Origin of the sequence: Janthinobacterium sp. PSPC3-1, assembly GCF_049896105.1 — a bacterium.
GTDB lineage: Bacteria > Pseudomonadota > Gammaproteobacteria > Burkholderiales > Burkholderiaceae_D > Janthinobacterium.
This window is the reverse complement of the sequence record NZ_JAFCTQ010000031.1, coordinates 1-25,579: the sequence shown is the minus strand read 5'-3', so window position 1 is coordinate 25,579 and position 25,579 is coordinate 1. Positions and strand designations below refer to the sequence as shown.

The 25,579-nt window shown below is 63.3% G+C and carries 22 protein-coding genes and 1 tRNA gene; 9 read left to right on the top strand and 14 right to left on the bottom strand.

Going from position 1 to position 25,579, the window contains the following annotated elements; genetic code table 11:
• Positions 1 to 101: 101 nt before the first annotated feature.
• The gene (locus ACP7B7_RS24395; protein WP_426078431.1) at positions 102 to 722 is read right to left on the bottom strand and encodes a hypothetical protein; all 621 of its coding nucleotides are present in this window, start codon (positions 720 to 722) and stop codon (positions 102 to 104) included.
• Between the two features lie 151 nt (positions 723 to 873).
• On the opposite strand from ACP7B7_RS24395, the gene ACP7B7_RS24390 reads away from it, so the two are divergent.
• Positions 874 to 950: transfer RNA gene (locus tag ACP7B7_RS24390), tRNA-Pro, on the top strand.
• Positions 951 to 1,054: 104 nt separating this feature from the next.
• On the opposite strand, the gene ACP7B7_RS24385 is transcribed toward ACP7B7_RS24390, so the two are convergent.
• The 12 genes from ACP7B7_RS24385 to ACP7B7_RS24330 all read right to left on the bottom strand — a co-directional run bounded on the left by ACP7B7_RS24385 (position 1,055) and on the right by ACP7B7_RS24330 (position 15,158).
• Complete coding sequence (locus tag ACP7B7_RS24385; RefSeq protein ID WP_426078430.1) at positions 1,055 to 1,975, bottom strand: hydroxymethylglutaryl-CoA lyase; 921 nt, start codon at positions 1,973 to 1,975, stop codon at positions 1,055 to 1,057.
• Position 1,976: 1 nt separating this feature from the next.
• Positions 1,977 to 2,909, bottom strand: a complete 933-nt coding sequence (locus tag ACP7B7_RS24380) for a 2-hydroxyacid dehydrogenase (protein WP_426078428.1) — start codon at positions 2,907 to 2,909, stop codon at positions 1,977 to 1,979.
• Positions 2,910 to 2,917: 8 nt separating this feature from the next.
• Entirely contained in the window at positions 2,918 to 4,930 is a 2,013-nt protein-coding gene (locus tag ACP7B7_RS24375) for an acetyl/propionyl/methylcrotonyl-CoA carboxylase subunit alpha (protein ID WP_308923119.1), read from the bottom strand.
• A 104-nt stretch (positions 4,931 to 5,034) separates the two neighbouring features.
• The gene (gene bioB / locus ACP7B7_RS24370; protein WP_308923118.1) at positions 5,035 to 6,081 is read right to left on the bottom strand and encodes a biotin synthase BioB; all 1,047 of its coding nucleotides are present in this window, start codon (positions 6,079 to 6,081) and stop codon (positions 5,035 to 5,037) included.
• A 25-nt stretch (positions 6,082 to 6,106) separates the two neighbouring features.
• Positions 6,107 to 6,916, bottom strand: a complete 810-nt coding sequence (gene bioD, locus ACP7B7_RS24365; protein WP_426078426.1) for a dethiobiotin synthase — start codon at positions 6,914 to 6,916, stop codon at positions 6,107 to 6,109.
• Positions 6,906 to 8,102 (bottom strand): 8-amino-7-oxononanoate synthase, encoded by a 1,197-nt coding sequence (gene bioF / locus ACP7B7_RS24360; protein WP_426078424.1) that lies wholly within the window; start codon positions 8,100 to 8,102, stop codon positions 6,906 to 6,908. The genes bioD and bioF overlap by 11 nt, the downstream gene beginning before the upstream one ends.
• Before the next feature lies 1 nt (position 8,103).
• Complete coding sequence (gene bioA / locus ACP7B7_RS24355; RefSeq protein ID WP_308923115.1) at positions 8,104 to 9,432, bottom strand: adenosylmethionine--8-amino-7-oxononanoate transaminase; 1,329 nt, start codon at positions 9,430 to 9,432, stop codon at positions 8,104 to 8,106.
• A gap of 31 nt (positions 9,433 to 9,463) precedes the next feature.
• The gene (locus tag ACP7B7_RS24350) at positions 9,464 to 10,252 is read right to left on the bottom strand and encodes an enoyl-CoA hydratase/isomerase family protein (protein WP_426078422.1); all 789 of its coding nucleotides are present in this window, start codon (positions 10,250 to 10,252) and stop codon (positions 9,464 to 9,466) included.
• Between the two features lie 16 nt (positions 10,253 to 10,268).
• Positions 10,269 to 11,891 carry a carboxyl transferase domain-containing protein gene (locus ACP7B7_RS24345; protein ID WP_426078421.1) on the bottom strand — a complete coding sequence of 541 codons (1,623 nt, stop codon included), beginning with the start codon at positions 11,889 to 11,891 and terminating at the stop codon, positions 10,269 to 10,271.
• A gap of 40 nt (positions 11,892 to 11,931) precedes the next feature.
• Entirely contained in the window at positions 11,932 to 12,378 is a 447-nt protein-coding gene (locus ACP7B7_RS24340; RefSeq protein ID WP_426078420.1) for a YchJ family protein, read from the bottom strand.
• A 72-nt stretch (positions 12,379 to 12,450) separates the two neighbouring features.
• A complete protein-coding gene (locus ACP7B7_RS24335; protein WP_426078418.1) occupies positions 12,451 to 13,701 on the bottom strand; it encodes a D-amino acid dehydrogenase in 1,251 nt (416 codons plus the stop codon).
• Between the two features lie 131 nt (positions 13,702 to 13,832).
• Complete coding sequence (locus tag ACP7B7_RS24330) at positions 13,833 to 15,158, bottom strand: serine hydrolase domain-containing protein (protein ID WP_426078417.1); 1,326 nt, start codon at positions 15,156 to 15,158, stop codon at positions 13,833 to 13,835.
• Positions 15,159 to 15,397: 239 nt separating this feature from the next.
• Here ACP7B7_RS24330 and ACP7B7_RS24325 point away from each other — a divergent pair, with 239 nt between their 5' ends.
• The 8 genes from ACP7B7_RS24325 to ACP7B7_RS24290 all read left to right on the top strand — a co-directional run bounded on the left by ACP7B7_RS24325 (position 15,398) and on the right by ACP7B7_RS24290 (position 23,692).
• Positions 15,398 to 16,138: a GntR family transcriptional regulator gene (locus ACP7B7_RS24325; RefSeq protein ID WP_308923109.1), complete on the top strand. Its 741-nt coding sequence runs from the start codon at positions 15,398 to 15,400 to the stop codon at positions 16,136 to 16,138.
• A gap of 90 nt (positions 16,139 to 16,228) precedes the next feature.
• Complete coding sequence (locus ACP7B7_RS24320; protein ID WP_426078415.1) at positions 16,229 to 17,110, top strand: N-acetylmuramic acid 6-phosphate etherase; 882 nt, start codon at positions 16,229 to 16,231, stop codon at positions 17,108 to 17,110.
• Positions 17,111 to 17,155: 45 nt separating this feature from the next.
• Positions 17,156 to 18,466 carry an MFS transporter gene (locus ACP7B7_RS24315; RefSeq protein WP_426078414.1) on the top strand — a complete coding sequence of 437 codons (1,311 nt, stop codon included), beginning with the start codon at positions 17,156 to 17,158 and terminating at the stop codon, positions 18,464 to 18,466.
• A gap of 89 nt (positions 18,467 to 18,555) precedes the next feature.
• A complete protein-coding gene (locus ACP7B7_RS24310) occupies positions 18,556 to 20,217 on the top strand; it encodes a glycoside hydrolase family 10 protein (protein ID WP_426078412.1) in 1,662 nt (553 codons plus the stop codon).
• Positions 20,218 to 20,311: 94 nt separating this feature from the next.
• A complete protein-coding gene (locus ACP7B7_RS24305) occupies positions 20,312 to 21,244 on the top strand; it encodes a BadF/BadG/BcrA/BcrD ATPase family protein (RefSeq protein ID WP_426078411.1) in 933 nt (310 codons plus the stop codon).
• Positions 21,245 to 21,271: 27 nt separating this feature from the next.
• Entirely contained in the window at positions 21,272 to 22,090 is an 819-nt protein-coding gene (locus ACP7B7_RS24300; protein ID WP_426078409.1) for an N-acetylmuramoyl-L-alanine amidase, read from the top strand.
• 85 nt (positions 22,091 to 22,175) lie between these two features.
• Positions 22,176 to 23,078 carry a LysR family transcriptional regulator gene (locus ACP7B7_RS24295; protein WP_308923103.1) on the top strand — a complete coding sequence of 301 codons (903 nt, stop codon included), beginning with the start codon at positions 22,176 to 22,178 and terminating at the stop codon, positions 23,076 to 23,078.
• Complete coding sequence (locus ACP7B7_RS24290) at positions 23,078 to 23,692, top strand: M15 family metallopeptidase (protein WP_308923102.1); 615 nt, start codon at positions 23,078 to 23,080, stop codon at positions 23,690 to 23,692. The genes ACP7B7_RS24295 and ACP7B7_RS24290 overlap by 1 nt, the downstream gene beginning before the upstream one ends.
• Here ACP7B7_RS24290 and ACP7B7_RS24285 read toward each other — a convergent pair whose 3' ends face one another.
• Complete coding sequence (locus ACP7B7_RS24285; protein WP_426078407.1) at positions 23,693 to 25,048, bottom strand: sodium-dependent transporter; 1,356 nt, start codon at positions 25,046 to 25,048, stop codon at positions 23,693 to 23,695.
• Positions 25,049 to 25,579: the final 531 nt, after the last annotated feature.

Here is a 25,579-nt window from a genome sequence, read left to right as displayed (position 1 = left end):
CGTTGCTGTGTCTTGGAAAATAACGTATCTGCATATATACCCATATTGGGTATGATAATACCCAATATAGGTATATTCAAGTTATTTATGTCTTGAGATTATCACCACTTGCATCCGCTATCCTTTTTATCCAGCAGCATCACCAACGGGGCCAATAGCCCGGCACCCGCATATGCCGTGCGGCAATCGCCACGCTTGCCACTGGCGATATCGCGCGCCAGCTGGGTTTCCGTGCGCAGCGGCTTGTCGGGGATCTGGCCGACCGCCGTGCCGGCCTTGGCCGGGTCGCGTTCGCTGGCCACCTTGCGCGCGGTTTTCAGGGCCGCTTCCATGTCGAACTTCGGTGCGTCCGCCGCCAGCGGGTCGGCTGGCGTGGGTGACGGTGCCACCGTGATGGCGTTCGCGACGGGTTCTGTCGCCGGCGTGGCCGGCGCCGCTGTCCTGGGTGAGGCCGCGACACGAAGCGGTTTTTTTTCGCGCTGCGGTTCCACCCTGGCCACGGGCGGTGGCGGCGGCAGCGGTTTGACCGCCGGTGGGCGTATCCAGACGGCGATCGATTCCACCTTCGGCCCGGCGTCGGGCAGGGGTGGCGGTTTGGCATAACGCCAGCCATACAGAAAAGCCAGGTGCAGCAGCAAGACGCCAGCGCCCAGCACAAGGTGGTGCCGGCGCGCCGGGCCCGGGTAATCATGAGACGAATAGCTGAAAGGTAATGCCGTCATGTTTTCGCATCCTGTGAGAGAAAACTGGCGCCCAGTGTCGCATACTTTTTTGGCATCAAAACAGATGAGGCCGGCAGGGGCGTAAATTATTTACGGGAAGTTTTGCCGGACCCTTGACCGAATTGAATATGGTCTGTATTATCTTGGTCTTCGGAGTGTGGCGCAGCCCGGTAGCGCACCTGGTTTGGGACCAGGGGGTCCAAGGTTCGAATCCTTGTACTCCGACCAAATTTGTAGAAAAAAACCCGAGAGTTACGGCTCTCGGGTTTTTTTTCGTCTGTACATGTCCAGCGAAAAACGACTCCTGCATTCACACTGCAGGAGTCGTTTTTTCAGGTCAGGCGCTTTGCCGCCAGCGCATTGCCCGCCCGGCTCGATCCCTTGCGGCCCAGCTGCTGCGAAATGAACTGGCCCGCGTCCACCACCAGGTCCAGGTCGATGCCGGTGGCGATGCCCAGGCCGTTCATCATGTACAGCACGTCTTCGGTGGCGACATTGCCGGTGGCGCCCTTGGCGTACGGGCAGCCGCCCAGGCCCGAGACGGACGAGTGATAGATGGCGATGCCCAGCTCCAGGCTGGCGTAGATATTCGCCAGCGCCTGGCCGTAGGTGTCATGAAAATGGCCGGACAGGCCGCCCACGTGAAACGCCTCGATGGCGCGCGCCATCACCGCCTGGGTTTTTCTCGGCGTGGCCACGCCGATGGTGTCGGCGATATCGATCTCGTCGCAGCCCAGGTCGCGCATGCGCCCCACCACGTCGGCGACAGCGTCCAGTGGCACTTCGCCCTGGTAGGGGCAGCCGAAGGCGCAGCTGATGCTGCCGCGCAGGCGCAGGCCGTTCTCCTTCGCCGCTTTCGCCACGCCTTCGAAGCGGGCGATCGATTCGGCGATCGAGCAGTTGATATTCTTTTGCGAGAACGCCTCCGAGGCTGAACCGAAGATCACCACCTCATCGGCTTTGGCCAGCAGCGCCGCTTCGAAACCCTGCATGTTCGGCGTCAGCGCGGAATAGATCGTGCCCGCGCGGCGCGCGATGCCGGCCATGACTTCCGTGCTGGTGGCCATCTGCGGCACCCATTTGGGCGACACGAACGAGGCCGCCTCGATATTGGCGAAACCCGCCTGCGTCAGCCGGTCGACCAGCTCGATCTTGACGGCGGCGCTGATGGTCTCCTTTTCATTTTGCAGGCCGTCGCGCGGGCCCACTTCGACGATCTTGACTTGTTTTGGCAGACTGCTGGCAGCGTTCATTTCAGTATCCTTGCAAACGGTTGACGGTGCCGGCCACAGGTTCGCCAGCTTGCAGGCGGCGTATCTTGGCGGCGATCTGCGCCACGCTTTCGCGGCGCAGGGTATTGGCGGAGACATGCGGCGTGATGGTGATGCGCGGCTCCTGCCAGAACGGGTGCTGCTGCGGCAGCGGCTCGTTGCGGAACACGTCCAAGGTGGCGCCGGCGATATGGCCCGAACGGATCAGGCTCAAGAGGTCCGGTTCGGCCAGGTGCGCGCCGCGCGCCACGTTGATGACATAGGCGCCCGGCAGCAGCATGGACAGCCGCGCGCGGTCGAGCAGATTGTGCGTGTCTTGTGTCAGCGGCAGCAGGCAAATCAGCACGCGCGTGCCGCGCAGGAAGGCTTCCAGCCCCTCCTCGCCGGCAAAGCAGTCGACGCCGTCGATGTGTTTCTGGCTGCGGCTCCAGCCGCGCAGGGGAAACTCGAACTGCGCCAGCGCGTCCAGCACGCGCGTGCCAAGCACCCCCAGGCCCAGCACGCCGACCGGGAAATCCACCTTGTCGAACGCGGGCAGCGGCTGCCAGATGCCGGCGCGCGCCTGCGCCTCGTAGTCGTCGAAGCGGCGGAAGTGGCGCAGCACGGCGTGGCTCACATACTCGGCCATCTGCACGCCCATGCCGGCGTCGTCCAGGCGCACCAGCGGTACGTGGGCCGGCAGCGCCTCGCCGAATTTCAACAGCGCATCGACGCCGGCCCCCAGATTGAAAATCGCCCTGACCTTGCCCAGGTCGCCCAGCATGGCGGCCGGTGGCCGGAAGACGGCGGCGTAATAACAGTCGGGTATGGACTCGCCCTCGCGCCAGGCGATCACCTCGGCTTCGGGCAGCTGTCCGGCAAACTCGCTGATCCACTCCGCTTCCTTGCCGTCCAGGCGTTGCAGCAGTATGCGCATGATGGCTCCTAGGCCGCGGCCTTGAAGGCCAGCAGTGGCGCGCCGTCGGCCACCTGGTCGCCGACCGCATACAGCACGTCCTCCACCAGGCCGTCATGCGGCGCGGCGATGGTGTGCTCCATCTTCATCGCTTCCATGATCACCAGCGGTTCGCCTTTTTTCACGTCCTGGCCTTTGTTCACCAGCACGGCCACCACCTTGCCGGGCATCGGCGCCGTCAGGCGGCCGCCTTCGGCTTCCGCTTCGCCCGCATGCGCCATCGGGTCGTTGTACTGCAGCGTGTAATGCGCGCCACCCGTAAATACGTGGAACTGCTCGCCGTCGCGGTGCACGGTGCCATGCACGGCGCGCTCGCCGAGTTTCACATGCAGTTCCTGGCCGTCGCGCGCGCTCAGGCGCAAGCGCTGGCCGTTGAACAGCCAGCCATCCGGCTGGTAGGCGATGCGCACCGCATAGGCCTTGCTCTCGCCAGCGATCGCGAATTCATCGGCAAACGACAAGCTGCGTCCCAGGGTGCTGTTCAAGCGCCAGCCCAGCGCATCGCCCCACGGGCCGCTGCCATGGCTGGCGGCCGCTTCCTGCGTCAGCAGCGCCACCGCCGCCAGTGCCAGCGCCGTGTCGGGCGCTGCCTGCAGGGCCGGGAACAGCGCTTCCTGGTTGCGCTCGATCAGGCCCGTATCGAGATCTGCAGTGCTGAACGCCTCACCTTCGACCAGGCGTTTCAGGAAGGCGATATTGCTGGCCAGGCCGACGATCTGGTATTCGGACAGCGCCTGCGCCATGCGTGCCAGCGCCTCGCGGCGGTCCGCACCCCAGACGATCAGCTTGGCGATCATCGGGTCGTAGAACGGCGAAATCGCATCGCCCTCGCGCACGCCCGAATCGATACGCACGCCGGCCGGCACGCTTGTGCCACCGAGCTCGAACGTCACCGCCGCAGGTGCGCGCATATGGCGCAAGGTGCCGATCGACGGCAGAAAACCCTTCTCCGGATTTTCCGCATAAATGCGCGCCTCGATGGCGTGGCCGTGGATGGTCAATTCGCCTTGCGTTTTCGGCAGCGGCTCGCCAAAGGCGACGCGCAACTGCCACTCCACCAGGTCGGTGCCGGTGATCATTTCGGTCACCGGATGCTCGACCTGCAGGCGCGTGTTCATCTCCATGAAGTAGAACGAGCCGTCCTGGTTGGCGATGAATTCCACCGTGCCGGCGCCCACATAACCGACGGCTTTTGCCGCCGCCACGGCCGCTTCGCCCATGGCGGCGCGGCGTTCCAGCGGCATGCCCGGCGCCGGTGCTTCTTCCAGCACCTTTTGATGGCGGCGCTGCACCGAGCAGTCGCGCTCGAACAGATAGATGCAATTGCCCAAGGTATCGGCAAACACCTGGATCTCGATATGGCGCGGGCGCGACAGGTATTTTTCGGCCAGCACCTTGTCGTCGCCGAAAGAGCTGATCGCTTCGCGCTTGCACGAGGCCAGCGCGGCCTTGAAGTCATTCGAACTGTCGATCACGCGCATGCCCTTGCCGCCGCCGCCGGCCGAAGCCTTCAGCAGCACCGGGTAGCCGATCTGGTCGGCCTGCGCGTGCAAAAAGTCCGCATCCTGTTCCTCGCCGTGGTAGCCGGGCACCAGCGGCACGTTGGCCTTTTCCATCAGCGACTTGGCCGCCGATTTCGACCCCATGGCGCGCATGGCCGACGCCGGCGGGCCGATAAATACCAGGCCGGCCGCTGCGCAGGCATCGGCAAAGTCGGCGTTTTCGGACAAAAAGCCGTAGCCAGGATGGATCGCCTGCGCGCCGGTGGCCAGCGCCACGGCGATGATCTTGTCGCCGCACAGATAGCTTTCCTTGGCCGGCGCGGGGCCGATCAATACGGCTTCGTCGCACACGGCCACGTGTTTGGCATTGGCGTCCGCTTCGGAATACACGGCGACCGTCTTGACGCCCATGCGGCGCGCGGTAGCGGCCACACGGCAAGCGATTTCGCCACGGTTGGCGATCAGGATTTTGGTGAACATGGTCTCTCTCTTTGCAGCTCGTGGCTGGAAGTTTTTTTATTCGGGGTCAGACCCGGTGGGTCTGACCCCAGCCTTCTTTTGTGAAACCTGCTGCTATTGCTGTATCAGCAGCCGCACTTCTCTTTCTGCACCGATTCGAGCATCGCACCGCGCGTCTGCAGGCCCAGTTTATTGAGCAGCGTGCGGTCGTCTTCCGCTTCCGGGTTGTCGGTGGTGAGCAGCTTGTCGCCGTAGAAGATCGAATTGGCGCCGGCCAGGAAGCACATGGCTTGCACGGCTTCGCCCATCTGGCGGCGGCCGGCCGACAGGCGCACGCGCGCTTTCGGCATGGTGATGCGGGCCACCGCGATGGTGCGCACGAATTCGAACGGGTCCAGCGCTTCCAGGCCAAACAACGGCGTGCCTTCCACCTGCACCAGGTGGTTGACGGGCACCGATTCCGGATACGGATTCAGGTTGGCCAGCTGGGCGATCAGGCCGGCGCGCTGCAGGCGCGTCTCGCCCATGCCGACGATGCCGCCGCAGCATACTTTCAGGCCCGCTTCGCGCACGCGGCCCAGGGTGTCCAGGCGGTCCTGGTATTCGCGGGTCGAGATCACGTTGTCGTAGAACTCGGGCGCGGTGTCCAGGTTATGGTTGTAGAAATCGAGGCCGGCGTTTTTCAGGCGGTCGGCCTGGCCTTCTTCCAGCATGCCCAGGGTGGCGCAGGTTTCCAGGCCCAGGGCCTTGACCTTGCTGACCATTTCCTCGACCTTTTCCATGTCGCGATCCTTCGGGCCGCGCCAGGCGGCGCCCATGCAAAAACGCGTGGCGCCATTGGCCTTGGCCTGGCGCGCGGCGTCCAGTACGGTGTCGATATCGAGGATTTTTTTCGCTTCCACGCCCGTGTCGTAGCGGGCCGCCTGCGGGCAGTAGCCGCAGTCTTCCTCGCAGCCGCCGGTCTTGATCGACAACAGGGTCGCCAGTTCCACGTCGCCGTCCGGGAAGTTGACGCGGTGGGTTTGCTGGGCCTTGAACATCAGGTCGTTGAACGGCAGGTCGAACAGGGCCAGCACGTCGGCGACGGGCCAGGTGGCCGCTTCCGGCACGGTAATGCGCGCAGTCGGGCGGTGCAGTTCGACGGTTTTTGCTGCTTCTTGGATGAATGACATCGTGATTCCTTGGTTTTCAGTTGCTTCAATTGTTGGGGTGTTGCGCCGGCCAGTTCGGCAGGCCGGTAAAATCGAGATACGACGCCGCTTCCGCGGCGCTCGCCTGCGCCATGCGCGGCACCTTGCCCAGCAGCGGCGCCGGGATGCGCTCGATCAGCGCATCGATATTTTCGTCGATAAAGCGCATTTCCACTTCGAGCGTATTGGCGACCCAGCCGATCACGGTCAAGCCGCGCGCTTCGATCGCTTCGAGCGTCAGCAAGGCCTGGTTGATGCAGCCGAGGCGCATGCCGACCACCAGGATCACCGGCAGGTCCAGCTGCTGCGCCAGGTCGGCCGTGTCAAAAGTGGCAGACAAGGGCACGCGAAAGCCGCCCACGCCCTCGACCACCACCGCATCCGAGGCGGCCGCCACTTCCAGGTAGGCGGCCAGGATCGGCACCGATTCAATGGTGACGCCTTCGAGCGCGGCGGCGATATGCGGCGCGGCCGGTTCCTTGAACATGTAGGGCGTGGTCAGATTGCGCAGCAGGGTGACGTTGCCGGCCGCTTTCAAACTGTCGGCGTCTTCATTATGCAGCTCGCCATCGCGCAGCTCCGCGCCGGCCGCCACCGGCTTCATGCCGCAGGCGCGCACGCCCCGTTGCACCAGCGCGTGCAGCAGCGCCGAGGAGGTCAGCGTCTTGCCGATTTCCGTGTCGGTGCCGGTGACAAAACAGGCAAAGCGCGACGGCAGGCTGGCTGCCACGGGCGCCGGTTCCAGGGCTGTTTCCAGCACCGGTTCCAGTTCATTGACTTCGGCCGTACCGATGACGATGGGATCATCAAGACTCATGGCGCGTCCTTTCCAGGTTATTCACTGCATTGATCAAGAGTGCCACTTCCTGCTCCGTGTGGCCGGCCGACAGCGTGACGCGCAGGCGCGCCGTGCCGAGTGGTACGGTCGGCGGACGGATCGCGCCGACCCACAGGCCCTGCGCATACAGGCTGGCGGCGATGTCCATCATCGCGGCGTTTTCGCCGATGATCACGGGCTGGATCGCGGTGCTGGACGCCAGCGGCTGCCAGTGGCGCAATTGCAGGCCGGCGTTCCATTGTGCCACCAGCGCGGCCAGGTGCGCGCGGCGCTGCCGGCCTTCTTCGCCGGCGATGATGTCCAGACTGGCCAGCAGCGCATGGGCCATCGCGGGCGGCGCGGCGGTGGTAAAGATATACGGGCGCGCCTTCTGGATCAGCGTTTCGATCACGGCTTCATGCGCGGCCACGAAAGCGCCGCCGACGCCGGCCGACTTGCCCAGCGTGCCCACATACACCAGGTTGGGCGAATGCAGGTCAAAATGTTCGAGCGCGCCGCGGCCGTGTTCACCGAGCGCGCCAAAGCCGTGCGCATCGTCGACCACCAGCCAGGCGCCGTATTGCTCGCACAGGGCCAGCAGCGCGGGCAAGGGCGCCATGTCGCCGTCCATGCTGAAGACGCTGTCGGTGACGACGATTTTTGTGGCCGCCTGGCTGGCGGCCAGCAAAGCCTTCAGCGCATCGAGATCGGCATGCGGATAGACGCGTGTGGCCACGCGCGCCAGGCGCGTCCCGTCGATCAGCGAAGCGTGATTGAGCGCTTCGGAAAAAATCTCGGTATCCTTGTCGCCCACCGCCAGGCCGGTCAACACGGCCAGGTTGGCCATATAGCCGGTGCAGAAATACAGCGCGCGCGCCGACTCCAGGTTGGCGCCGACAAACTCGGCCAGCCGTTCTTCCAGCAACGCATGGGCGCGGCTGTGGCCGCTGATCAGGTGCGAGGCGCCGCTGCCGGCGCCATACAGGTCGGCGCCTTCCTTGAGCGCATCCACGATCTTTGGATGCGAGGCCAGGCCCAGGTAATCATTGCTGCAAAAGGCCAGCATCTCGCGGCCATCGACCGTGATGCGCGGCGCGCAGGGGGTCTCGACCGTGCGGCGCCGGCGTATCAGGCTGCGTTCTTCCAGTGTGCTTAACTGCTGCTGCAGTCGCGTGATCAGTTCCATGTCACGCTCCCATCACGTGATTGAACACGGCCAGCATCTGCGTGCCCAGGCCGGCGATCTGTTCGTCGTCGAGGATATACGGCGGCATCAGGTAGACGGTGGAGCCGATCGGTCGCATCAGGAGTTCATGTTCGAGCGCGGTGCTGAAAAAGCGGCGTGAAAAATCAGGCGTGGCGTCCACCGCATCGAAGGCCCAGATCATGCCCTGCTGCCGGAAGTGTTTTACCTTGCCATGCTGGGCCAGCGGCATGAGTGCCTGCGTGATCTTGTCGGCGCGCATGCGGTTGGTGGCCAGCACATCGTCTTCCTCGAAGATGGCCAGGGTCGCCAGCGCGGCGCGGCAGGCCAGCGGATTGCCAGTGTACGAATGCGAATGCAGAAAGCCGCGGCGCACGTCGGTGCTGTAGAAGGCCTGGTAGATCTCTTCGCGCGTCATTACCAGCGACAGGGGCAGATAACCGCCGCTGATGCCTTTCGACAGGCACACGAAATCGGGCCAGATGGCCGCCTGTTCGCAGGCGAAGAAGGTACCGGTACGGCCGCAGCCGACGGCGATTTCGTCGAGGATCAGGTGTACCTGATGGCGGTCGCACAACTCACGCACCAGCGACAGGTACAGCGGATCGTGCATCGCCATGCCGGTCGCGCACTGCACCAGCGGTTCGATGATGATGGCGGCGATCTTGTCGGCCTTTTGCTGGAACAGGCTTTCCACTTCGGCCGCCGCGCGGCGCGCCACATCTGCGGCGGTTTCGCCCTCGCCTGCCTGGCGGAAGTCCGGCGACATGACCGTCTGCGTGGCGCGCAGCAGCGGGCCGTAGGCATCCTTGAACAGGGCCACATCGGTGACGGCCAGCGCGCCGATGGTCTCGCCGTGGTAGCTGCCTTTTAAACAGACGAATTCCTGCTTGTCACTCTTGCCGCTGTTGCGCCAGGCATGAAAACTCATTTTCAGCGCGATTTCCACGGCCGAGGCGCCATCGGACGCATAGAAGCTGTGACCGAGCACGCCGTGGGTCAATGCCGACAGTTTTTCCGACAGCTCGATCACCGGCTCGTGGGTAAAACCGGCCAGCATGGCGTGTTCCAGCCGGTCCAATTGATCCTTCAGTTCCGCGTTGATGCGCGGGTTGGCATGGCCGAACAGGTTCACCCACCAGGAGCTGATGGCGTCCAGGTAGCGCCGGCCGTCGTGGTCGTACAGCCAGGCGCCGCGGCCATGGCTGACGGGAATGAGTGGCACACTTTCATGGTGCTGCATCTGCGTGCACGGATGCCACACGCTGCGCAGGCTGCGCTCAACCCATGCCGATTGTTTTTCTGATTTCAAAACTGCTCCAATGATTTTCTTAGTCCATGCGCTAGCCCATGAGCCAACCCGGCTTGCGCTTGTCCAGGAATGATTGCACGCCTTCGCGCCCCTGTTCCGAGGCGCGGATCTGCGCGATGCGTTCGGCGGTGTCCAGCAGCAGCGCATCGTCGACCGGCTGGCCGGCGATCTCGCGCACCAGCGTTTTCGCTTGCGCCACCGCGTGCGGGCTGTTGCCGGTCAGCGCCTTCAGCACTTCGGCGGTTTTCGCATCGAGCGCATCGGCAGCGACTACCTCGTGGGCAAAGCCGATGCGCAGCGCTTCGTGGGCGGAGAACCGCTCGGCGGAGATAAAGTAGCGTCGCGCCGCCTGTTCGCCCATGGCCTTGATGACATACGGTGAAATGGTGGCCGGGATCAGGCCCAGCCGCACTTCGCTCAGGCAGAATTGCACGTCTTCCGCAGACAGGATGATATCGCATGCGGCCACCAGGCCCATGCCGCCGGCATAACAGTCGCCCTGGACCTTGGCCACTACCGGTTTCGGGCACTCGTATATCGTGCGCAGCATCTGCGCCAGCTGCAGCGCGTCGGCCTGGTTTTCGGCATGCGTGTAGCCGGCCATCTTCTTCATCCAGTGCAGGTCCGCGCCGGCGCAAAATGCGGGTCCATTGGCGGCCAGCACGATGGCGCGCACCATGTCGCTGCGGCCCAGGCCCTCGAAGGCGCGCGCCAGTTCGGCGATCGTCGTCTCGTTGAAGGCGTTGCGCACGTCGGGGCGGTTCAGGGTCACGGTGGCGACATTGCCTTCGATGACCAGTTTCAGGGTTTCAAATTCCATGGTGTTTTTCCTTCCCTTACATGCGAAACACGCCGAACTTCGTGTCCGGGATTTCCGCGTTGAGCGCGGCCGACAGGCCCAGGCCCAGCACCATGCGGGTGTCGGCCGGGTCGATCACGCCATCGTCCCACAGGCGCGCAGTCGCATAGTAGGGGTGGCCCTGGTGTTCATATTGATCCTTGATCGGCTGCTTGAAGGCCGCTTCCTCGTCCGCGCTCCAGGCGCCGCCCTTGCCCTCGATGCCGTCGCGCTTGACGGTTGCCAGCACCGACGCGGCCTGGTCGCCGCCCATCACGGAAATGCGCGCATTGGGCCACATCCACAGGAAGCGCGGCGAGAATGCGCGGCCGCACATGCCGTAATTGCCGGCGCCGAAACTGCCGCCGATAATCACCGTGAACTTCGGCACGGCGGCGGTCGCCACGGCGGTCACCATCTTGGCGCCATTGCGGGCGATGCCCTCGTTTTCGTATTTGCGCCCGACCATGAAGCCGGTGATATTTTGCAAAAACACCAGCGGAATCTTGCGCTGGCAGCACAGCTCGATGAAGTGCGTGCCCTTCAGCGCCGACTCGGAGAACAGGATGCCGTTGTTGGCGATGATGCCGACCTGGATGCCATGGATATGCGCAAAGCCGCAGATCAGGGTGGTGCCGTAGCGGGCCTTGAATTCGTCAAAAGCGCTGGCGTCGACGATGCGGGCGATCACCTCTCGCACATCGAAGGGCTTGCGCGTATCGACGGGAATCACGCCATACAGTTCCTGCGGCGGATAGTGCGGTTCGACCGACTCGCGCAGCGCCATCTGCTGCGGCTTTTTGCGGTTCAGGTTGGAGACGATGGTGCGCGCCAGCGACAGCGCATGCAGGTCGTTCTGCGCCAGGTGGTCGACCACGCCGGACAAGCGCGTATGCACGTCGCCGCCACCGAGGTCTTCGGCCGTCACCACTTCGCCGGTCGCCGCTTTCACCAGCGGCGGGCCGCCGAGGAAAATCGTGCCCTGCTCCTTGACGATGATCGATTCGTCGCTCATGGCCGGCACATAGGCGCCGCCGGCCGTGCAAGAACCCATCACCACGGCGATCTGCGGGATGCCCTTGGCCGACAGGTTGGCCTGGTTATAGAAGATGCGGCCGAAATGGTCGCGGTCAGGGAACACGTCGTCCTGGTTCGGCAGGTTGGCGCCGCCCGAGTCGACCAGGTAGATGCAGGGCAGGTTGTTCTGGTCGGCGATTTCCTGGGCGCGCAGATGTTTTTTCACCGTCATCGGGTAATACGTGCCGCCCTTGACGGTGGCGTCATTGCAGACGATCACGCATTCCTGGCCCGAGACCCGGCCGATGCCGGTGATGATGCCGGCGGCGGGCGCCGCGTCGACGCCATTGGCGTCCTGGTACATGGCGTAGGCCGCCATCTGTGAAAACTCGAGAAACGGCGTGCCGGGATCGAGCAGCATCTGCACGCGGTCGCGCGGCAGCAGTTTGCCGCGCGCCAGGTGCTTGGCGGCAGCGGCTTCCCCGCCACCGGCCGCGATGCTTTCCACCTTGTCGCGCAAATCGTCGACGATGGCCTGCATGGCGGCCACGTTGGCCTTGAAATCGTCGCTGCGCGGATTGAGTTTGCTTTCGATGTGCGGCATTGCTGTTCCTTTTTATTATCGCCCGGTCTCTCGGGTCGCGCTATTCGGGAAAACTGCCGTCGAGATACAACCAGCGCACGGTGCCGCCAGTGTCCGCTTCGCGCACGAAGCGGCTCACTTCATGCAGGCGGTGCGCGCGGCCCTTGACCTTGTAGCGGGCCACGAATTCGACGGTATCGCGGTAGATCTCTTTGGCCTGATCGGCAGATTCTGCTTTACGTTGACGTAAACGTAAAGCAGATTTTACCTCAAGTCCCAGCCACTGGACTTTTTCTTCTTCGGCAAATAAAGCATCGCTCGGGCAGGTGCTGGCGTGCCAGGTGGCGCGCAAATATGGCTCGTCGCGCAGGGTAAATGCCGTGTAGCGCGAGCGCATCAATGTTTCGGCCGTGGGCGGCAGGACATCGCCCGCAATATACGGGCCGCAGCAAGTGGCATAGGCGCCGCCGCCGCAGGGGCAGGCGGTGGGAAGAGACGAGTTGGACATGCGATAGGCGGCAAGAGCGGAAAGTTCCGCAATTATCCGCCATAAGGGAAAGGCGCGTGCTGCGCTTCGGCACTAGGCCTTGGGCTGCAGGAAGTCCAGCGCAAACGGTGGCGCCTTGCCGGCCATCAGGTCGGCCAGGATGCGCGCCGTGCCGGCCGCAAAGGTAAAGCCCAATGGGCCGTGGCCCACGTTCAGCCACAGGTTCGGGTATTTGCTGGCGCCGACCAGTGGCGCGCTGTTCGGCGTGGCCGGCCGCAAGCCGGCCCAGGCCGTGGCCGACTCGTAGTCGGCCGCCTGCGGCATCGCTTCGCGCGCCAGCCGCTTCAGGCCGGCAATGCGGGCTGGCGTGATGCTGGTATCGGCGCCCACCATGTCGACCATGGCCGCCACGCGCAACGCCCCTCCGATGCGCGCATACAGTACCTTGCGCTCGAAGTCCGTGATGCTGATCGCGGGCGCCAGGTCCTGCGCGCGGATGGTCGCCGTCAGGCTGTAGCCTTTCAAGGGGTACAGCGGCAGATAGATGCCGGCCGTGGCGGCCAGGTCGCGGCTCTGGATGCCGGCCGCCAGCACGTACTGGTCGGCGCCCAGCAGGCCCAGGCTGGTCTCGACGCCCGTCACCTTGCCATTGCGCAGCACCAATTTGTGGGCTTCGCCCTTGAGCAGCAGCGCGCAATTCGGGTGTTGCCGCAGCCGCGCTTCCAGCGCCAGGCAAAACGCGTGGCAGTCGGCCACCGCTTCGCCTTCGGTAAAGATGGCGCCAGCGAGCGACTTTTGCAGCGCCGCCAAGGCCGGTTCGCGCTGCACGGCCTGTGCCGGCGTCAATACCAGGCGCGCCTCTTCCGATTCGGGGCGGGCCACGGCGCGCTGGAAAATGGCGGGTGAACGGTAGACGATGAGTTTGCCCGCATCGCGCCAGGCATAGGCTTCCGGCGGCACCGCCCATTCCAGCTGGGCCATGCCGGCGCGGCTCAGTTCGCCCAGTTCGAGCAGCTTGGCGGTGGTGCGGGCATTGCTGGCGGCATTGCAGTTGCGCAAAAAACTGGCCATCCAGCGCCACTGGCGCCAGTCCGCTTCCGGGCGGAAGCGCAGCGGTCCATCTTTCTGCAGCAGCCACTGCAGCGCTTTCAGGGGGACGCCGGCGTCCGCCAGGGGCGCCACGTAGCGATAGCTGAGCTGGCCGCCATTGCGGTAGCTGGCGGCGGTGCCGACCTGTTCGTTGCGTTCCAGCACCGTGACTTTGTAGCCGGCCTCGGCCAGCCACCAGGCCGACGTCAGGCCGACGACGCCGCCACCGATAATGATGACTTGTTGTTGCTGCATGCTGCCTCGCTGCGTAGGTACTCCCATGGCACGGGAGCATTCGGTGAGAGCTTAGAGGGTGCGTACGGGGCGGGCCAATGAAACATCATGGTGCGGCCATAACTTACAGGAATGCACTAATTTGGTGCGCATTAGTCAAGATTGACAATGGCGCCATGGTAGAGCGCGTCGAGCACCGCCTCTTCCGGCCGTGACAGCGCGGTATGCGAGCCGCGCTGCTGGTCCGGATCGCTGCCGGTGCCGCCGATCAGGTAAATCATGCCGTTCCTGTTGGCAAAGTCGAGCACGAAGGCGGACCGCAAGCCATAGGCGTCGCCGAGGTGGCCGGCAGCGGAAAAGCGCGCCTCTGCCACCAGCCCGTTGCCCCGTGCGCCATCCGCATCGAACTGCTGGTTACCCAGGCCCCAGGCACGGAACAGTCCCTGATCGCTGTCGCCATTGCGGCCGTCCGCCGCCAGTTGCCATTGCCGGGTAAACATCAGCGCGATGCTGGCCGGCTGCAATAGTTGCTGGCCCCGATAACGTCCGCCGGCCAGCAGCATCTGCATGACCTTGCCCATGTCCGCCGCCGAGATGCGCAAGCCGCCGGTGGGGCTGAAGATGGTGGCATTGCTGCCGATCACATAGTTGTCGAGTCCGGCAGGCTGTACGGGTGCCTGTACATGGACATCATCGGCCTGTGCGATCCACGGGCCGTCCGGCTGCCACGTTTCGCTGTCGGCGGGCCGCTTGCGGTACAGCGTGGCCATGTCGTTCAGTTCGCCCGGGGAGAATTCCGCCGGGTTATAGCCGCCGCGCAATCCCATCGGCGCCAGCAGCAAACGCCGCATCAGGCGGTCGAAGCGTTCGCCCGTGACCTTTTCCATCACCGTGCCGATCACGCCCCAGTTCAGGTTGGCGTAGCTGAAATACCGGCCCGGTGCGGCATTGTTCGTCCACATGGCATCGCTGCCGGCGGTAAAGACATCGCGCAGGCTGCGTTCGGCGCCCCAGAAGTAGCCGCCCGCATCGCGCAGCGACGAGGTATGGCTGAGCAGGCTGCGCAGGGTAACCGCCTGTGTGGGGAAGTACGGGTTGCGCAGGGAAAAGCCCAGGTAGATGCCGACGTCCTGGTCCAGCTGCAGCTGGTGCTGTTCCACCAGCCGCATCAGCGCCAGGGTGGTCATCATTTTCGAGACCGAGGCGATGCGAAACAGGGTGTCCGCAGTGACCGGCAGGCGTTGCTCCGCTTGCGCCGGCAGATAACGGTCGCCGAATTGCTGTTGGTACACAGGCTGGCCATGGCGTATCGCCAGCACTGACAGGCTGGCCAAGGGCTGGCGCACGTCGCCGACGATGGCCGCCAGCTGATTGTCGAGCTTGACCTTGCCCACCTCGCCTGCCGCCGCCATTGCCGTGCTACCGAGCAGCAATCCGCCCATCCAGCCGCCGAGCCACCGCAGCATCATCTGATTCATGTGGTTTTCCTTGAATATGCTTGCCATGATGGGCCAGCATAGGGGGCGCAGCAGGGCGGCGCCAATGAAAATTGCTTATTTATCTATAATTTCAAGTTATGTCTCAAGCGAATTGTTCGAAAAAACCAGTGTTTTAAAAGCGTATAACCGTTATTTATGCCTGTTTTCCATTTATTCATGGGCGGCGCGCCACGCGCAAGCGCCATCGCCATTACACTAGGCAGACTAGGAGAACGGTAATGAGCCAGACCAGCATGGAACTCAAGGTCGATTTAAATGACAATTCGCCGTTGTATATGCAGATCGCCCGCAAGCTGGGCGATGACGTACGCAATGGCCGCTACCAGGTAGACCAGGCCCTGCCGTCCGAACGCACCCTGTCCGAATTGCTCGACGTTTCGCGCGTCACCGCGCGCAAGGCCATCGACCAGCTGGTCGAGCAGGGCCTGGTCGTGCGCCGCCGCGGTTCGGGCAACTATATCGCGCCACGCATCGAGCAGCCGCTGTCGAACCTGTCGAGCTTTTCGGAACAATTGCAGCAACGCGGTTACCGGGCCGGCTCGCGCTGGCTCAAGCGCGACGTGGTAATCGCCAGCAGCGAGGAACAGCTGAGCCTGGGCCTGGCGCAAAACACCAAGGTGGCGCGCCTGGAGCGCCTGCGCCTGGCCGACGATGTGGTGATGGCCTATGAGGTCAGCGTACTGCCCTTCAGCGTGGTGCCGGACCCGGCCGCCGTGGGCGACTCGCTGTACGCCTACCTGGCCCAGATCAAGAAGTCGCCGGTGCGCGCGCTGCAGCATATCCGCGCCATGAACGCCACCGGCGTGCTGGCCGGGCAGCTGGGCGTGCCCGATGGCCAGGCCGTGCTGTTCATTACCCGCCTCGCCTACCTGGAATCGGGTGTCGCGGTGGAACTCACGCATTCGTATTGCCGCAGCGACCATTACGACTTCGTGGCCGAGATGCGTCGCGCCCCATAAGCTCCCGTTATGCTTGTTCACCATCCTTTCATGGCTGGCTGTGCTCGTTGGTATTAAACTGGTTTCATCGTTCAACCATGTCCATGAGTCATGTTAAAAACTGAAACCCCGAGCACGCGGCATGCGGAACTCGATCTGTATCCAACCGTGCAACTGGTGGCCGCACTGGTCGATGACCAGTTCTGGGCCGTCGAAGCCGTCAGGCTGGCCTCGCCGCATATCACGGCCGCCATCACGGCCGCCCTGCCCCGTATCGCCGCCGGTGGCCGGCTCTTGTATGTCGGCGCCGGCACCTCGGGCCGGCTGGGCGTGCTCGACAGCGTGGAACTGCATCCCACTTTTTCCTGGCCGCCCGAGCGCGCCGTGGCCATCCTGGCCGGTGGCGCCGGCGCCATGTTCGCGGCGGTCGAAGGGGCGGAAGACGATGTGGACCAAGGCGCAGCGGAGTTGCTGGCCTTGCTGCCTCAGCCCAACGACGTGGTGTTTTTATTGGCCGCGTCCGGCGCCACGCCGTATGTGTTGGGAGCCTTGCGCGCCGCGCGCGGGGCCGGTGCGCTGACGGTCGGCATTGCCAATAATGCCGGTGCGCCGGTGGCCATGCAAGCCGACTGTGGCATCGTGCTCGACACGGGTACCGAAGTGATCTCCGGCAGCACTCGTCTGAAAGCGGGCACGGCGCAGAAGATCACCCTCAATACCATTTCCAGTGCGCTGATGGTCGGTTTGCACAAAACCTATGGAAACTTGATGGTAGACTTGAAGCCGACCAACGCCAAGCTGATCTTGCGGGCCGTCAAACTGACCATGCATGCCACCGGCGCCGAGGAAGCGCAGGCAAGAAGCGTGCTGGAGCAATGCCAGTTTCACGTCAAGGTGGCGATTGTTGCCTTGTTAAAAAAAATTACCACAGACCAGGCACAAGCATTGTTGGCCGGCGCTGGCGGCAGTGTGCGCTCGGCACTGGCCGCCTGAGCCGATGGCGCGGCATTCTTCTGCTTGTTTGACGATGAAGGATGTATGAAGCTTGTGAAACAAACCGCCCCGGCCACCGCACCCGCGCGCGTGAAAAACCCCTGGCTGTGGATCCCCTCGCTGTATTTCGGCCAGGGCATACCGTATGTGGTGGTCATGACGCTGTCGGTCATCATGTACAAGAACTACGGTTTTACCAATACCGATATTGCCCTGTATACCAGCTGGCTGTACCTGCCGTGGGTGATCAAGCCGCTGTGGTCGCCCTTTATCGACATGTACCGCACCAAGCGCTTCTGGATCGTCGGCCTGCAGCTGGTGATTGGCGCCGCGCTGGCGCTGGTGGCCCTGACCACCGCCCTGCCGCACTTTTTCCAGATCAGCCTGGCGATCTTCTGGCTGATGGCTTTCAGTTCCGCCACGCATGACATCGCCGCCGACGGTTTTTACATGCTGGGCCTGGAAGAACACCAGCAGGCGGCGTTTGTCGGCGTGCGCAGCACCTTTTACCGCCTGGCAATGATTTCCGGCCAGGGCCTGCTGGTCTATCTGGCCGGCTACCTGACGCACTCGACCGGCAGCGTGCAGCTGGCCTGGTCGGTGGTGTTCGCCATCCTGGCGGGCCTGTTCATCGCCCTGTTCCTGTACCATTACTTCATCCTGCCCAAGCCGGCCCTTGATCGGCCCAGCATCACCGATGCCGGTGTTTCTCCGCTGCAGGAATTCGTCGCCACCTTTGCGGCGTTTTTCAAGAAGAAGGATATTGTCGTCATCCTCGGCTTTCTGCTGCTGTTTCGCCTCGGCGAAGCGCAGCTGCTGAAACTGGCCGCGCCCTTCCTGCTCGACCCCGTCGCCAAGGGCGGCCTGGGCCTGTCCACCGAGCAGGTGGGCTTGGTCTACGGCACCATCGGCGTGATCGCGCTGACACTGGGCGGCTTGCTGGGTGGCTACATCATTTCGCGCTTCGGCTTGAAACGCTGTTTGTGGGTGATGGTGCTGTCGGTGCACCTGCCCGATCTGGTATTTGTCTACCTGGCCACGGCATTACCCAGCAATATCTATCTGATCGCGGGCGGCATCGCGCTGGAACAGTTCGGCTACGGCTTCGGTTTCGCTTCCTACATGCTGTACATGATCATGGTCTCGGACGGCGCCCACAAGACGGCCCATTACGCCATCTGCACCGGTTTCATGGCGCTGGGTATGATGTTGCCCGGCATGGCCAGCGGCTGGATACAGCAGATGCTGGGCTACCAGCACTTCTTTATCTGGGTGTGCATCGCCACCATTCCCGCCTTCATCATGGCGGCCTTGGTCAGGATCGATCCCGAATTCGGCAAGAAGGCCGAGGCCTGAGCTTTTCAAGTGTGCGCGCCGCGGCATGGCCGCGCACAGTAGAATGCCCGCACCGATAGACCTGCGCCCTACCCTTGCAAGGAATTGTTTTGTTGTCTACTTTTAAGAAACGGCTGGCTGCCACCGCCACCATCGTGGCCGCGCTGGCCACCGCCAGCTTGCTCAGCAGCTGCACCAGTTCCCGCATGCCCGTCGATGCGACACCCGGCCCGGCCGCCCTGCCGGCCGTACCGCCCGTGCAACATATTCGTGGTGAAGTGCCGCCGCCGGCGCCGCGCGAGTTCCGCGCCGCCTGGGTCTCGACGGTCGCCAATATCGACTGGCCCAGCCGCAGCAACCTGACGGTGGCCAAGCAGCAGGCCGAGGCGATTGCCATCCTCGACCGCGCCAGGTCGCTCAATTTGAACGCCATCGTGTTGCAGGTGCGCCCCAGCGCCGATGCGATCTACCCGTCGCAGCTGGAGCCGTGGTCGGAATTTTTGACTGGCAAGCAGGGCCAGCCGCCGCTGCCGATGTATGACCCGCTGGCGTTCTGGGTGGCCCAGGCACACGCGCGGGGGCTGGAGCTGCACGCCTGGTTCAATCCCTACCGTGCACGTCATGCGACGGCCAAGTCGCCGCTGGCGCGCGACAGCTTCGCGTCCACCAACCCGGCGTCCGTGAAACAATATGGCCGCTACCTGTGGATGGATCCGGGCGACGCTGCCGCTTCGAAACACACGACCGACGTGGTGCTCGACGTGGTGCGCCGCTACGATATCGACGGCGTGCATATCGACGATTATTTCTATCCGTATCCGATCGATGCGCCGGGCGCCGGCGCCGGCGCAGAAACCGCCGCGCTGGATGCGGGCAGCGGCGCCGCCAAGCGCGAGCTGCCGTTTCCCGACGAGCCATCGTGGCAGCAGTACCTGCTCGGCGGCGGCCAGCTCGATCGCGCCGCCTGGCGCCGCCAGAACGTCAACCAGCTGATCGAAGGCTTGTATACCGGCATCCACCGCGAAAAAAGCTGGGTGCGCTTCGGCATCAGCCCGTTCGGCATCGGCCGCCCCAACCTGCGTCCGCCCGGCATTGTCGGCTTCAGCCAGTACGACAAACTGTATGCGGATGCGGAACTGTGGCTGGCCAAAGGCTGGCTCGACTATCTGTCGCCGCAGCTGTACTGGCCGGTGGCGCAGGCGCCGCAGGCGTTCGGCGTGCTGCTCGACTACTGGCTGGCGCAAAATCCGTATGGCCGCCATGTCTGGCCGGGCCTGTACACCAGCCGCATCGACAATACGCCCAAGTCGTTCACGCCGCAGGAAATCGTCAAGCAGATCGAAGTGACGCGCACGCGCCCCGGCGCCAACGGCCAGGTGCATTTCAGCATGGTGCCCCTGATGCAGAACCGCAAGGGCATCAGCGAACAGCTGAAAGCGGGTGTGTATCAAAGCCCGGCGCTGATACCGGCCACGCCATGGCTGGGGGCGGAGGCACCGGGCGCGCCCCTGGTCGCCATGCGGCGCGATACGGCCAGCATGAACGTGCGCCTGACGGCGGGCGGCGGCAAGCCGACAGCGCAATATGCCGTATGGGCCCGCTATGGCGACGAATGGCGCTTTTCGGTAGTGGCCGGCACACAGACGGAATTCAATCTGATGGACGATGCGATCGGCCGCGTCAATGCGGTGGTAATCAGCGCGGTCGACCGCCTGGGCAATGAAAGCGCACGCATCACCTTGCGCCAGCCCAGCGTGGTGGCCACCAGGTAAGATTTTCTGACCGGCCGCTGATCCATAACCTGCAGGCATGTATTGTGCGCAAGCTTTCATGCCTGCCGGGCTATTCTCGCTTTACACTCACGGCATGACTTCTTTCCACGCAGCCAATCAACGCGCCTTGCTAGGCCTGGGCATCGATGCCGGCGGCACACAGACGCGCTGGGCGCTGGCAACTTTTGACGGCGCCATCGTCGCCAGCGGCGCCGTGGATGGTCTGTCTGCCTTGCAAATGGGCAGTGATGCGGGCCGCGCCACGCTGCACGCCACCTTTGCCTCCCTCAGCCAGGCCGTGCTGGCAGTCGGCCGGCCGACCCATGTGCATGCCGGCCTGACGGGTTTTGGCGGCGATGGGGCCAGCCTGGCGCAGACGCTGGCCTCGCTGCTGGACTTGAACCCGTCCGACGTCACTTTGTGCAATGATATTGAAATCGCCTATCTGGACAGCTTTGCGCCCGGTGCAGGTTATCTGGTGTATGCCGGCACGGGTTCGATTGCCGCCTGGATCGATGGCGACGGCGTGTTTCACCGCGCCGGCGGACGCGGCGTATTATTGGACGATGGCGGTGGCGGCTACTGGATCGCGCGCGAAGCCTTGCGCCAGATCTGGCGCCGCGAGGATGAGGCGCCGGGCAGCTGGACGCAATCGGCGATGGCGCATGCCGTGTTTGAACAGATCGGTGGCAGCGACTGGGACAGTTCGCGCCAGTTCATGTATGGCCAGGACCGCGGCGCCATCGGCCGGCTGGCGCTGGCCGTCGCCGCCAGTGCTGATGCTGATCCGCTGGCGCTGGAGATCCTGCAGCGGGCCGGGCAGGAACTGGCGCGGCTGGCGCTGGCCCTGACGGCGCGCCATGGTGCGCGTCCGGTGGTGCTGGCCGGCCGCGCGGCGCAGTTGCACCCGGCGATCGCGGCAGCCATGCGCGCTGCGTTGCCGGACTCGTTGATGATGGAACAAAAAATGGCGCGTTCGCATGAGGCGGCGGCCCGGCTGGCAGCCAAGGCAGGCGTCCGGCCATGAATTGATTAACCCTGTTATGGATATCGTATGAAAAAAATCGCGCTTGCCCTGCTGGTCGCCCTGCTGTCAGCCTGTACCACCTCCGTGCCCCAGATCGACCGCAGCCTGACGGCGCGCGGCCAGAGTCCGCGCGTGAAATTCATCGTTATCCACTACACGGTCAGCGACCTGCCCCGTTCGATCAAGATCCTGACGGAACAAGTCGTCAGCAGCCATTACCTGCTGACCGATACGGCCCAGCCGAAGTTCTATGCGCTGGTCGACGAGTCGCGCCAGGCGAATCACGCCGGTGTCAGCAACTGGAAGACATATACCCAGCTGAACGTCAGCTCGATCGGCATCGAGATCGTCAACCCGGGCTTTACCGAATCGCCGCAAGGCCGCATCTGGTATCCATTCCCGCAGGCGCAGATCGACCAGCTGATTCCGCTCTTGAAAGACATCCAGGCCCGCTACAATATCGCGCCGGAAAACATCCTTGGCCACAATGAAATCGCGCCGCAGCGCAAGCAGGACCCGGGTCCGCTGTTCCCATGGAAGCAACTGGCCGATGCCGGCCTGATCGTCTGGCCGGACGCCACCCGCGTGGCCACCCAGCGTGCGGTATATGAACAGTCGCTGCCGGACGCCGTCTGGTTCCAGAGCAAACTGGCGGCACATGGCTATGCCACGCCGCAAACGGGTGTGTTCGATGAAGAGACCAAGAACGTGCTGATCGCCTTCCAGATGAAATACCGCAATACCTTGTTTGATGGCACGGCGGATGCGGAAACGGCAGCCTTGCTGCAAGTATTGACGACGCCACTGCCCGTGGTTGCCCCTGCGCCGGCTGTTGCAGCCAAGTAGCATGCCATTCCAGCCCATGACTTTTTCCATTAAGCTGAACCTTTCCGGCCTCAGCGGTCGAATGTAAAGAGCAAAGGAACAAGTCATGCGGCTGCGCCATATCGAAGTCTTCCACGCCATCATGCAGGTCGGCACCATCAGTGGCGCGGCGCAAGTGCTGCATATCTCGCAGCCGGCCGTCACCAAGGTGCTGCAACATTGCGAGCTGCAACTGGGCATGCCCTTGTTCGAGCGCGTGCGCGGCAAGCTGTATCCCAAGCCCGAGGCGCACCGCCTGTTTGTCGAGACCGAAAAACTCAACCGTGACTTGATCGGCATCCGCCGCCTGGCCGCCAGCCTGAAAGGCCATGCGGTGGAAACCATCCGCCTGGTGTCGACGCCGACGATCGCCATCAGCGTCCTGCCGTTTGCCATGACGGCCTGGCGCCGTGACTTTCCCCATACGCGCTGCCAGCTGGCGACCCACCATACCAGCGAGATCGTCAATACCCTGCGCCTCGGTGAAGCGGACCTGGCCCTGTCGCTGCAGGACCCGCGCCATCCCGGCATCGTCGCCGAACCGATCGCCCAGGGCGTGATGACGGTGATCGCGCCGGCCGGTACCTGGCGCGCGGCGGACTGTGGCACGCCCTTGACGGCGCAGGGGCTGACGGGCGAGCTGATCGGCCATGCCGACAACGATCCGCTGGGCGAACTGGTGATTGCCGGCTGCGAAGCGCAGGATATCCACCCCGTGTTTTCCACCGTGGTGCAAACCTACCAGATCGCCCGCTCGCTGGTGGAAGCGGGCGCCGGCATGGCGGTGGTCGACCCGTTCACGGCCGCCTCCGGTTCGCCCGAGCTATTGCAGCGCCGGCCATGGGCGCCGGCGGTGCCGATACAACTGTATTTATTGACGGCCAGCCATTCGCCGTTGTCGCATGGCGCGCGCCGCCTGGCCGACAGCATCGGCGTGGCGGCCCGCAACTGCCTGGAAAGAGGAATGTAATGGCTGGTGCAAGCCTGCAACTGGAAGCGGTCGCCAGCGATCCGCAATTTCGTCACTTGAACAGCATCGCCGGCATTGCCGTCGACTTGCGCTACGCCACCCCCGACAATTTCGTCGGCCGCGACCTGTACAGCCCCATCGATTGCGCCTGGTTGCACCGCGATGCGGCCGCGGCACTGGAAAGCGCCGTGGCCTGGCTGGTGGCGCACCGGCCCGACCATCACCTGCTGGTGCTCGACGCCTTGCGCCCGCAGCGGGTGCAGCAACAATTGTGGGATGCCCTGCAGGGAACGGAATTGGTGGGCTATATCGCCGAACCGTCGCGCGGCTCGATCCACTCGTTCGGCATGGCCTTGGATATCACCATCGTCGGGCCCGATGGCGCCGAACTCGACATGGGGACAGGGTTCGACGATTTGAGCGAGCGCTCGCACCCGGCGCTGGAACTGGCCATGCTGGAACGGGGCGACATCACCGAGCAGCAGGTGGACAATCGGCGTCTGTTGCGCGGCGCCATGTTCCAGGCGGGATTTTTTGGCATCAACAGCGAATGGTGGCATTTCGACTGCGGCGACCGGGTGCTGGTGCGCCAGACCTACACCCGGGTGTTGTAATCAGAAAACGTTCAAGCCCTTCAGCATCACCAGCAGGATCAATACCGGTGATATATAGCGCAGCAGGAACAGCAGCACATTGGCCAGCATGCCATTCTGCAAGCGGCCCTGGTTGCTGATCGCCTGCCTGAAGTTGTCCTTGCCCCAGGCCCAGCCCGTGAACAAGGCAATTGCGATACCGCCGATCGGCAGGAAGATATTCGACGACACGAAGTCGAACAGGTCGAACATGTTCAGATTGAACAGCGTGAAATGCGCCAGGGTACTGTTGCTGAGGGCGCACAGGGAACCGAGCGCGGCCAGCGACAGCATGGTGACCAGGGTTGATTTGCGCCGGCTCCAGCCCAGCCGCTCATGAAAGATCACCACCGGCACTTCCATCAGCGACAGCATCGCACCGGTAGCGGCCACGGCCGCCAGGATAAAGAACACCACCATCAATGCCTGGCCCATCGGTATCTGCGAGAACACGGCCGGGATGGTGATGAACACCAGCGACGGCCCCGCACTGGGCGCAAAGCCGAAGGTGAACACGGCCGGGAAGATGGCGATGCCTGCCAGCATCGATACACCGAGGTCGGCCGCCATCACGCGCAAGGTGGTCAGTGGAATATCCTGGTCATCGCGAAAGTAACTGCCGTAGGTCATCATGGTGCCCATGCCAACGGATAGCTTGAAAAAGGCCAGGCCCATCGCCGTCAGCACCACGGCGGCGGATAGTTTCGAGAAATCGGGACGGAACAGGAAGGCCAGGCCTTCGCCGGCCTTGTCCAGCGACAGGCTGACCGCACACAGCAACAGCAGCAGCAAAAACAGCAGCGGCATCAGCTTCTTGGCGAGCGCCTCGATGCCCTTGGTTACGCCCAGCATCAATATGCCGCCGATAAACATCAGTACACCCCATTGCCACAGCAATGCCTGCAATGGGTTGCTGATCAGCGAGGCAAATGCCGCTTCCGTCACGTGGCGATCGCTGCTGAGGATGGAACCGTCGATGGCCTTGACGATATAGGCAAACACCCAGCCCACCACTTCCGAGTAAAACGCCACGATGAGAAAGGCGGCCACCAGGCCGATCACGCCGACCAGCCACCACGGCCGGCCCTTGGGCGCCAGCTGTTCCATGGTCGAGATGGGATTGACCTTGGCGCGCCGTCCCAGGGTGATTTCCGCAATCATGACGGGCAATCCCACCAGCAAGGTGGCCAGCAGATAGATCAGCAAGAAGCCGGCGCCGCCATTGGCGCCCGTCAGGTAAGGGAACTTCCAGATATTGCCGAGACCGACGGCCGAACCGAGTGTGGCGGCCAGCACGCCAAAGCTGGAACTGAAGCCTGCGCGTTTTTGTTGTTTCATGTGATTCTTCACTATATATAAGCGTCAACCGACGTCGAGGGGGCGAAATTGTAGCAGTGGAGTAAAAATAGCCGGCAAAAGCCTTGCGCCCCTCATGGCGCTTTGCTATAGTTCGCCTCCTCGCAAAACGATGCACACAAAACAGCGTGTCGCACAGTGAAGCGAGAGAAAAAGAAGGTTGACGAAATGGCCGAAACGCTTCATACTCTTCCTTCTTCGCAGCTGACAAACACAACGCTTTGTCGATAGCGCGAAACGTAGCACCGAATACCGTTCTTTAACAATTAACAGTCGATAAGTGTGGGCATTTGATGAAGTGCAGCAGTGATCTTCGGATCGCTGTAAAACTTAAAATATCAAATGTTCACAAGAAATAATGAAATAGGATACTTCTTCGGAAGTAGTCTGTCAGTTTTTTGAGTGAGCAAACACCTCGCAATGCGAGGGGTTTGAGCCGATTAAAAGGTTCGACCATGCCAATAAAATGGCAAAGTAACAGAGATTAAACTGAAGAGTTTGATCCTGGCTCAG

Bases quoted from the DNA above. Each gene is read 5' to 3' on its own strand.
- ACP7B7_RS24395 (WP_426078431.1), bottom strand. From the start codon at position 722: ATGACGGCATTACCTTTCAGCTATTCGTCTCATGATTACCCGGGCCCG.
- ACP7B7_RS24385 (WP_426078430.1), bottom strand. From the start codon at position 1,975: ATGAACGCTGCCAGCAGTCTGCCAAAACAAGTCAAGATCGTCGAAGTG.
- ACP7B7_RS24380 (WP_426078428.1), bottom strand. From the start codon at position 2,909: ATGCGCATACTGCTGCAACGCCTGGACGGCAAGGAAGCGGAGTGGATC.
- ACP7B7_RS24375 (WP_308923119.1), bottom strand. From the start codon at position 4,930: ATGTTCACCAAAATCCTGATCGCCAACCGTGGCGAAATCGCTTGCCGT.
- bioB (WP_308923118.1), bottom strand. From the start codon at position 6,081: ATGTCATTCATCCAAGAAGCAGCAAAAACCGTCGAACTGCACCGCCCG.
- bioD (WP_426078426.1), bottom strand. From the start codon at position 6,916: ATGAGTCTTGATGATCCCATCGTCATCGGTACGGCCGAAGTCAATGAA.
- bioF (WP_426078424.1), bottom strand. From the start codon at position 8,102: ATGGAACTGATCACGCGACTGCAGCAGCAGTTAAGCACACTGGAAGAA.
- ACP7B7_RS24350 (WP_426078422.1), bottom strand. From the start codon at position 10,252: ATGGAATTTGAAACCCTGAAACTGGTCATCGAAGGCAATGTCGCCACC.
- ACP7B7_RS24345 (WP_426078421.1), bottom strand. From the start codon at position 11,891: ATGCCGCACATCGAAAGCAAACTCAATCCGCGCAGCGACGATTTCAAG.
- ACP7B7_RS24340 (WP_426078420.1), bottom strand. From the start codon at position 12,378: ATGTCCAACTCGTCTCTTCCCACCGCCTGCCCCTGCGGCGGCGGCGCC.
- ACP7B7_RS24335 (WP_426078418.1), bottom strand. From the start codon at position 13,701: ATGCAGCAACAACAAGTCATCATTATCGGTGGCGGCGTCGTCGGCCTG.
- ACP7B7_RS24330 (WP_426078417.1), bottom strand. From the start codon at position 15,158: ATGAATCAGATGATGCTGCGGTGGCTCGGCGGCTGGATGGGCGGATTG.
- ACP7B7_RS24325 (WP_308923109.1), top strand. From the start codon at position 15,398: ATGAGCCAGACCAGCATGGAACTCAAGGTCGATTTAAATGACAATTCG.
- ACP7B7_RS24320 (WP_426078415.1), top strand. From the start codon at position 16,229: ATGTTAAAAACTGAAACCCCGAGCACGCGGCATGCGGAACTCGATCTG.
- ACP7B7_RS24315 (WP_426078414.1), top strand. From the start codon at position 17,156: ATGAAGCTTGTGAAACAAACCGCCCCGGCCACCGCACCCGCGCGCGTG.
- ACP7B7_RS24305 (WP_426078411.1), top strand. From the start codon at position 20,312: ATGACTTCTTTCCACGCAGCCAATCAACGCGCCTTGCTAGGCCTGGGC.
- ACP7B7_RS24300 (WP_426078409.1), top strand. From the start codon at position 21,272: ATGAAAAAAATCGCGCTTGCCCTGCTGGTCGCCCTGCTGTCAGCCTGT.
- ACP7B7_RS24295 (WP_308923103.1), top strand. From the start codon at position 22,176: ATGCGGCTGCGCCATATCGAAGTCTTCCACGCCATCATGCAGGTCGGC.
- ACP7B7_RS24290 (WP_308923102.1), top strand. From the start codon at position 23,078: ATGGCTGGTGCAAGCCTGCAACTGGAAGCGGTCGCCAGCGATCCGCAA.
- ACP7B7_RS24285 (WP_426078407.1), bottom strand. From the start codon at position 25,048: ATGAAACAACAAAAACGCGCAGGCTTCAGTTCCAGCTTTGGCGTGCTG.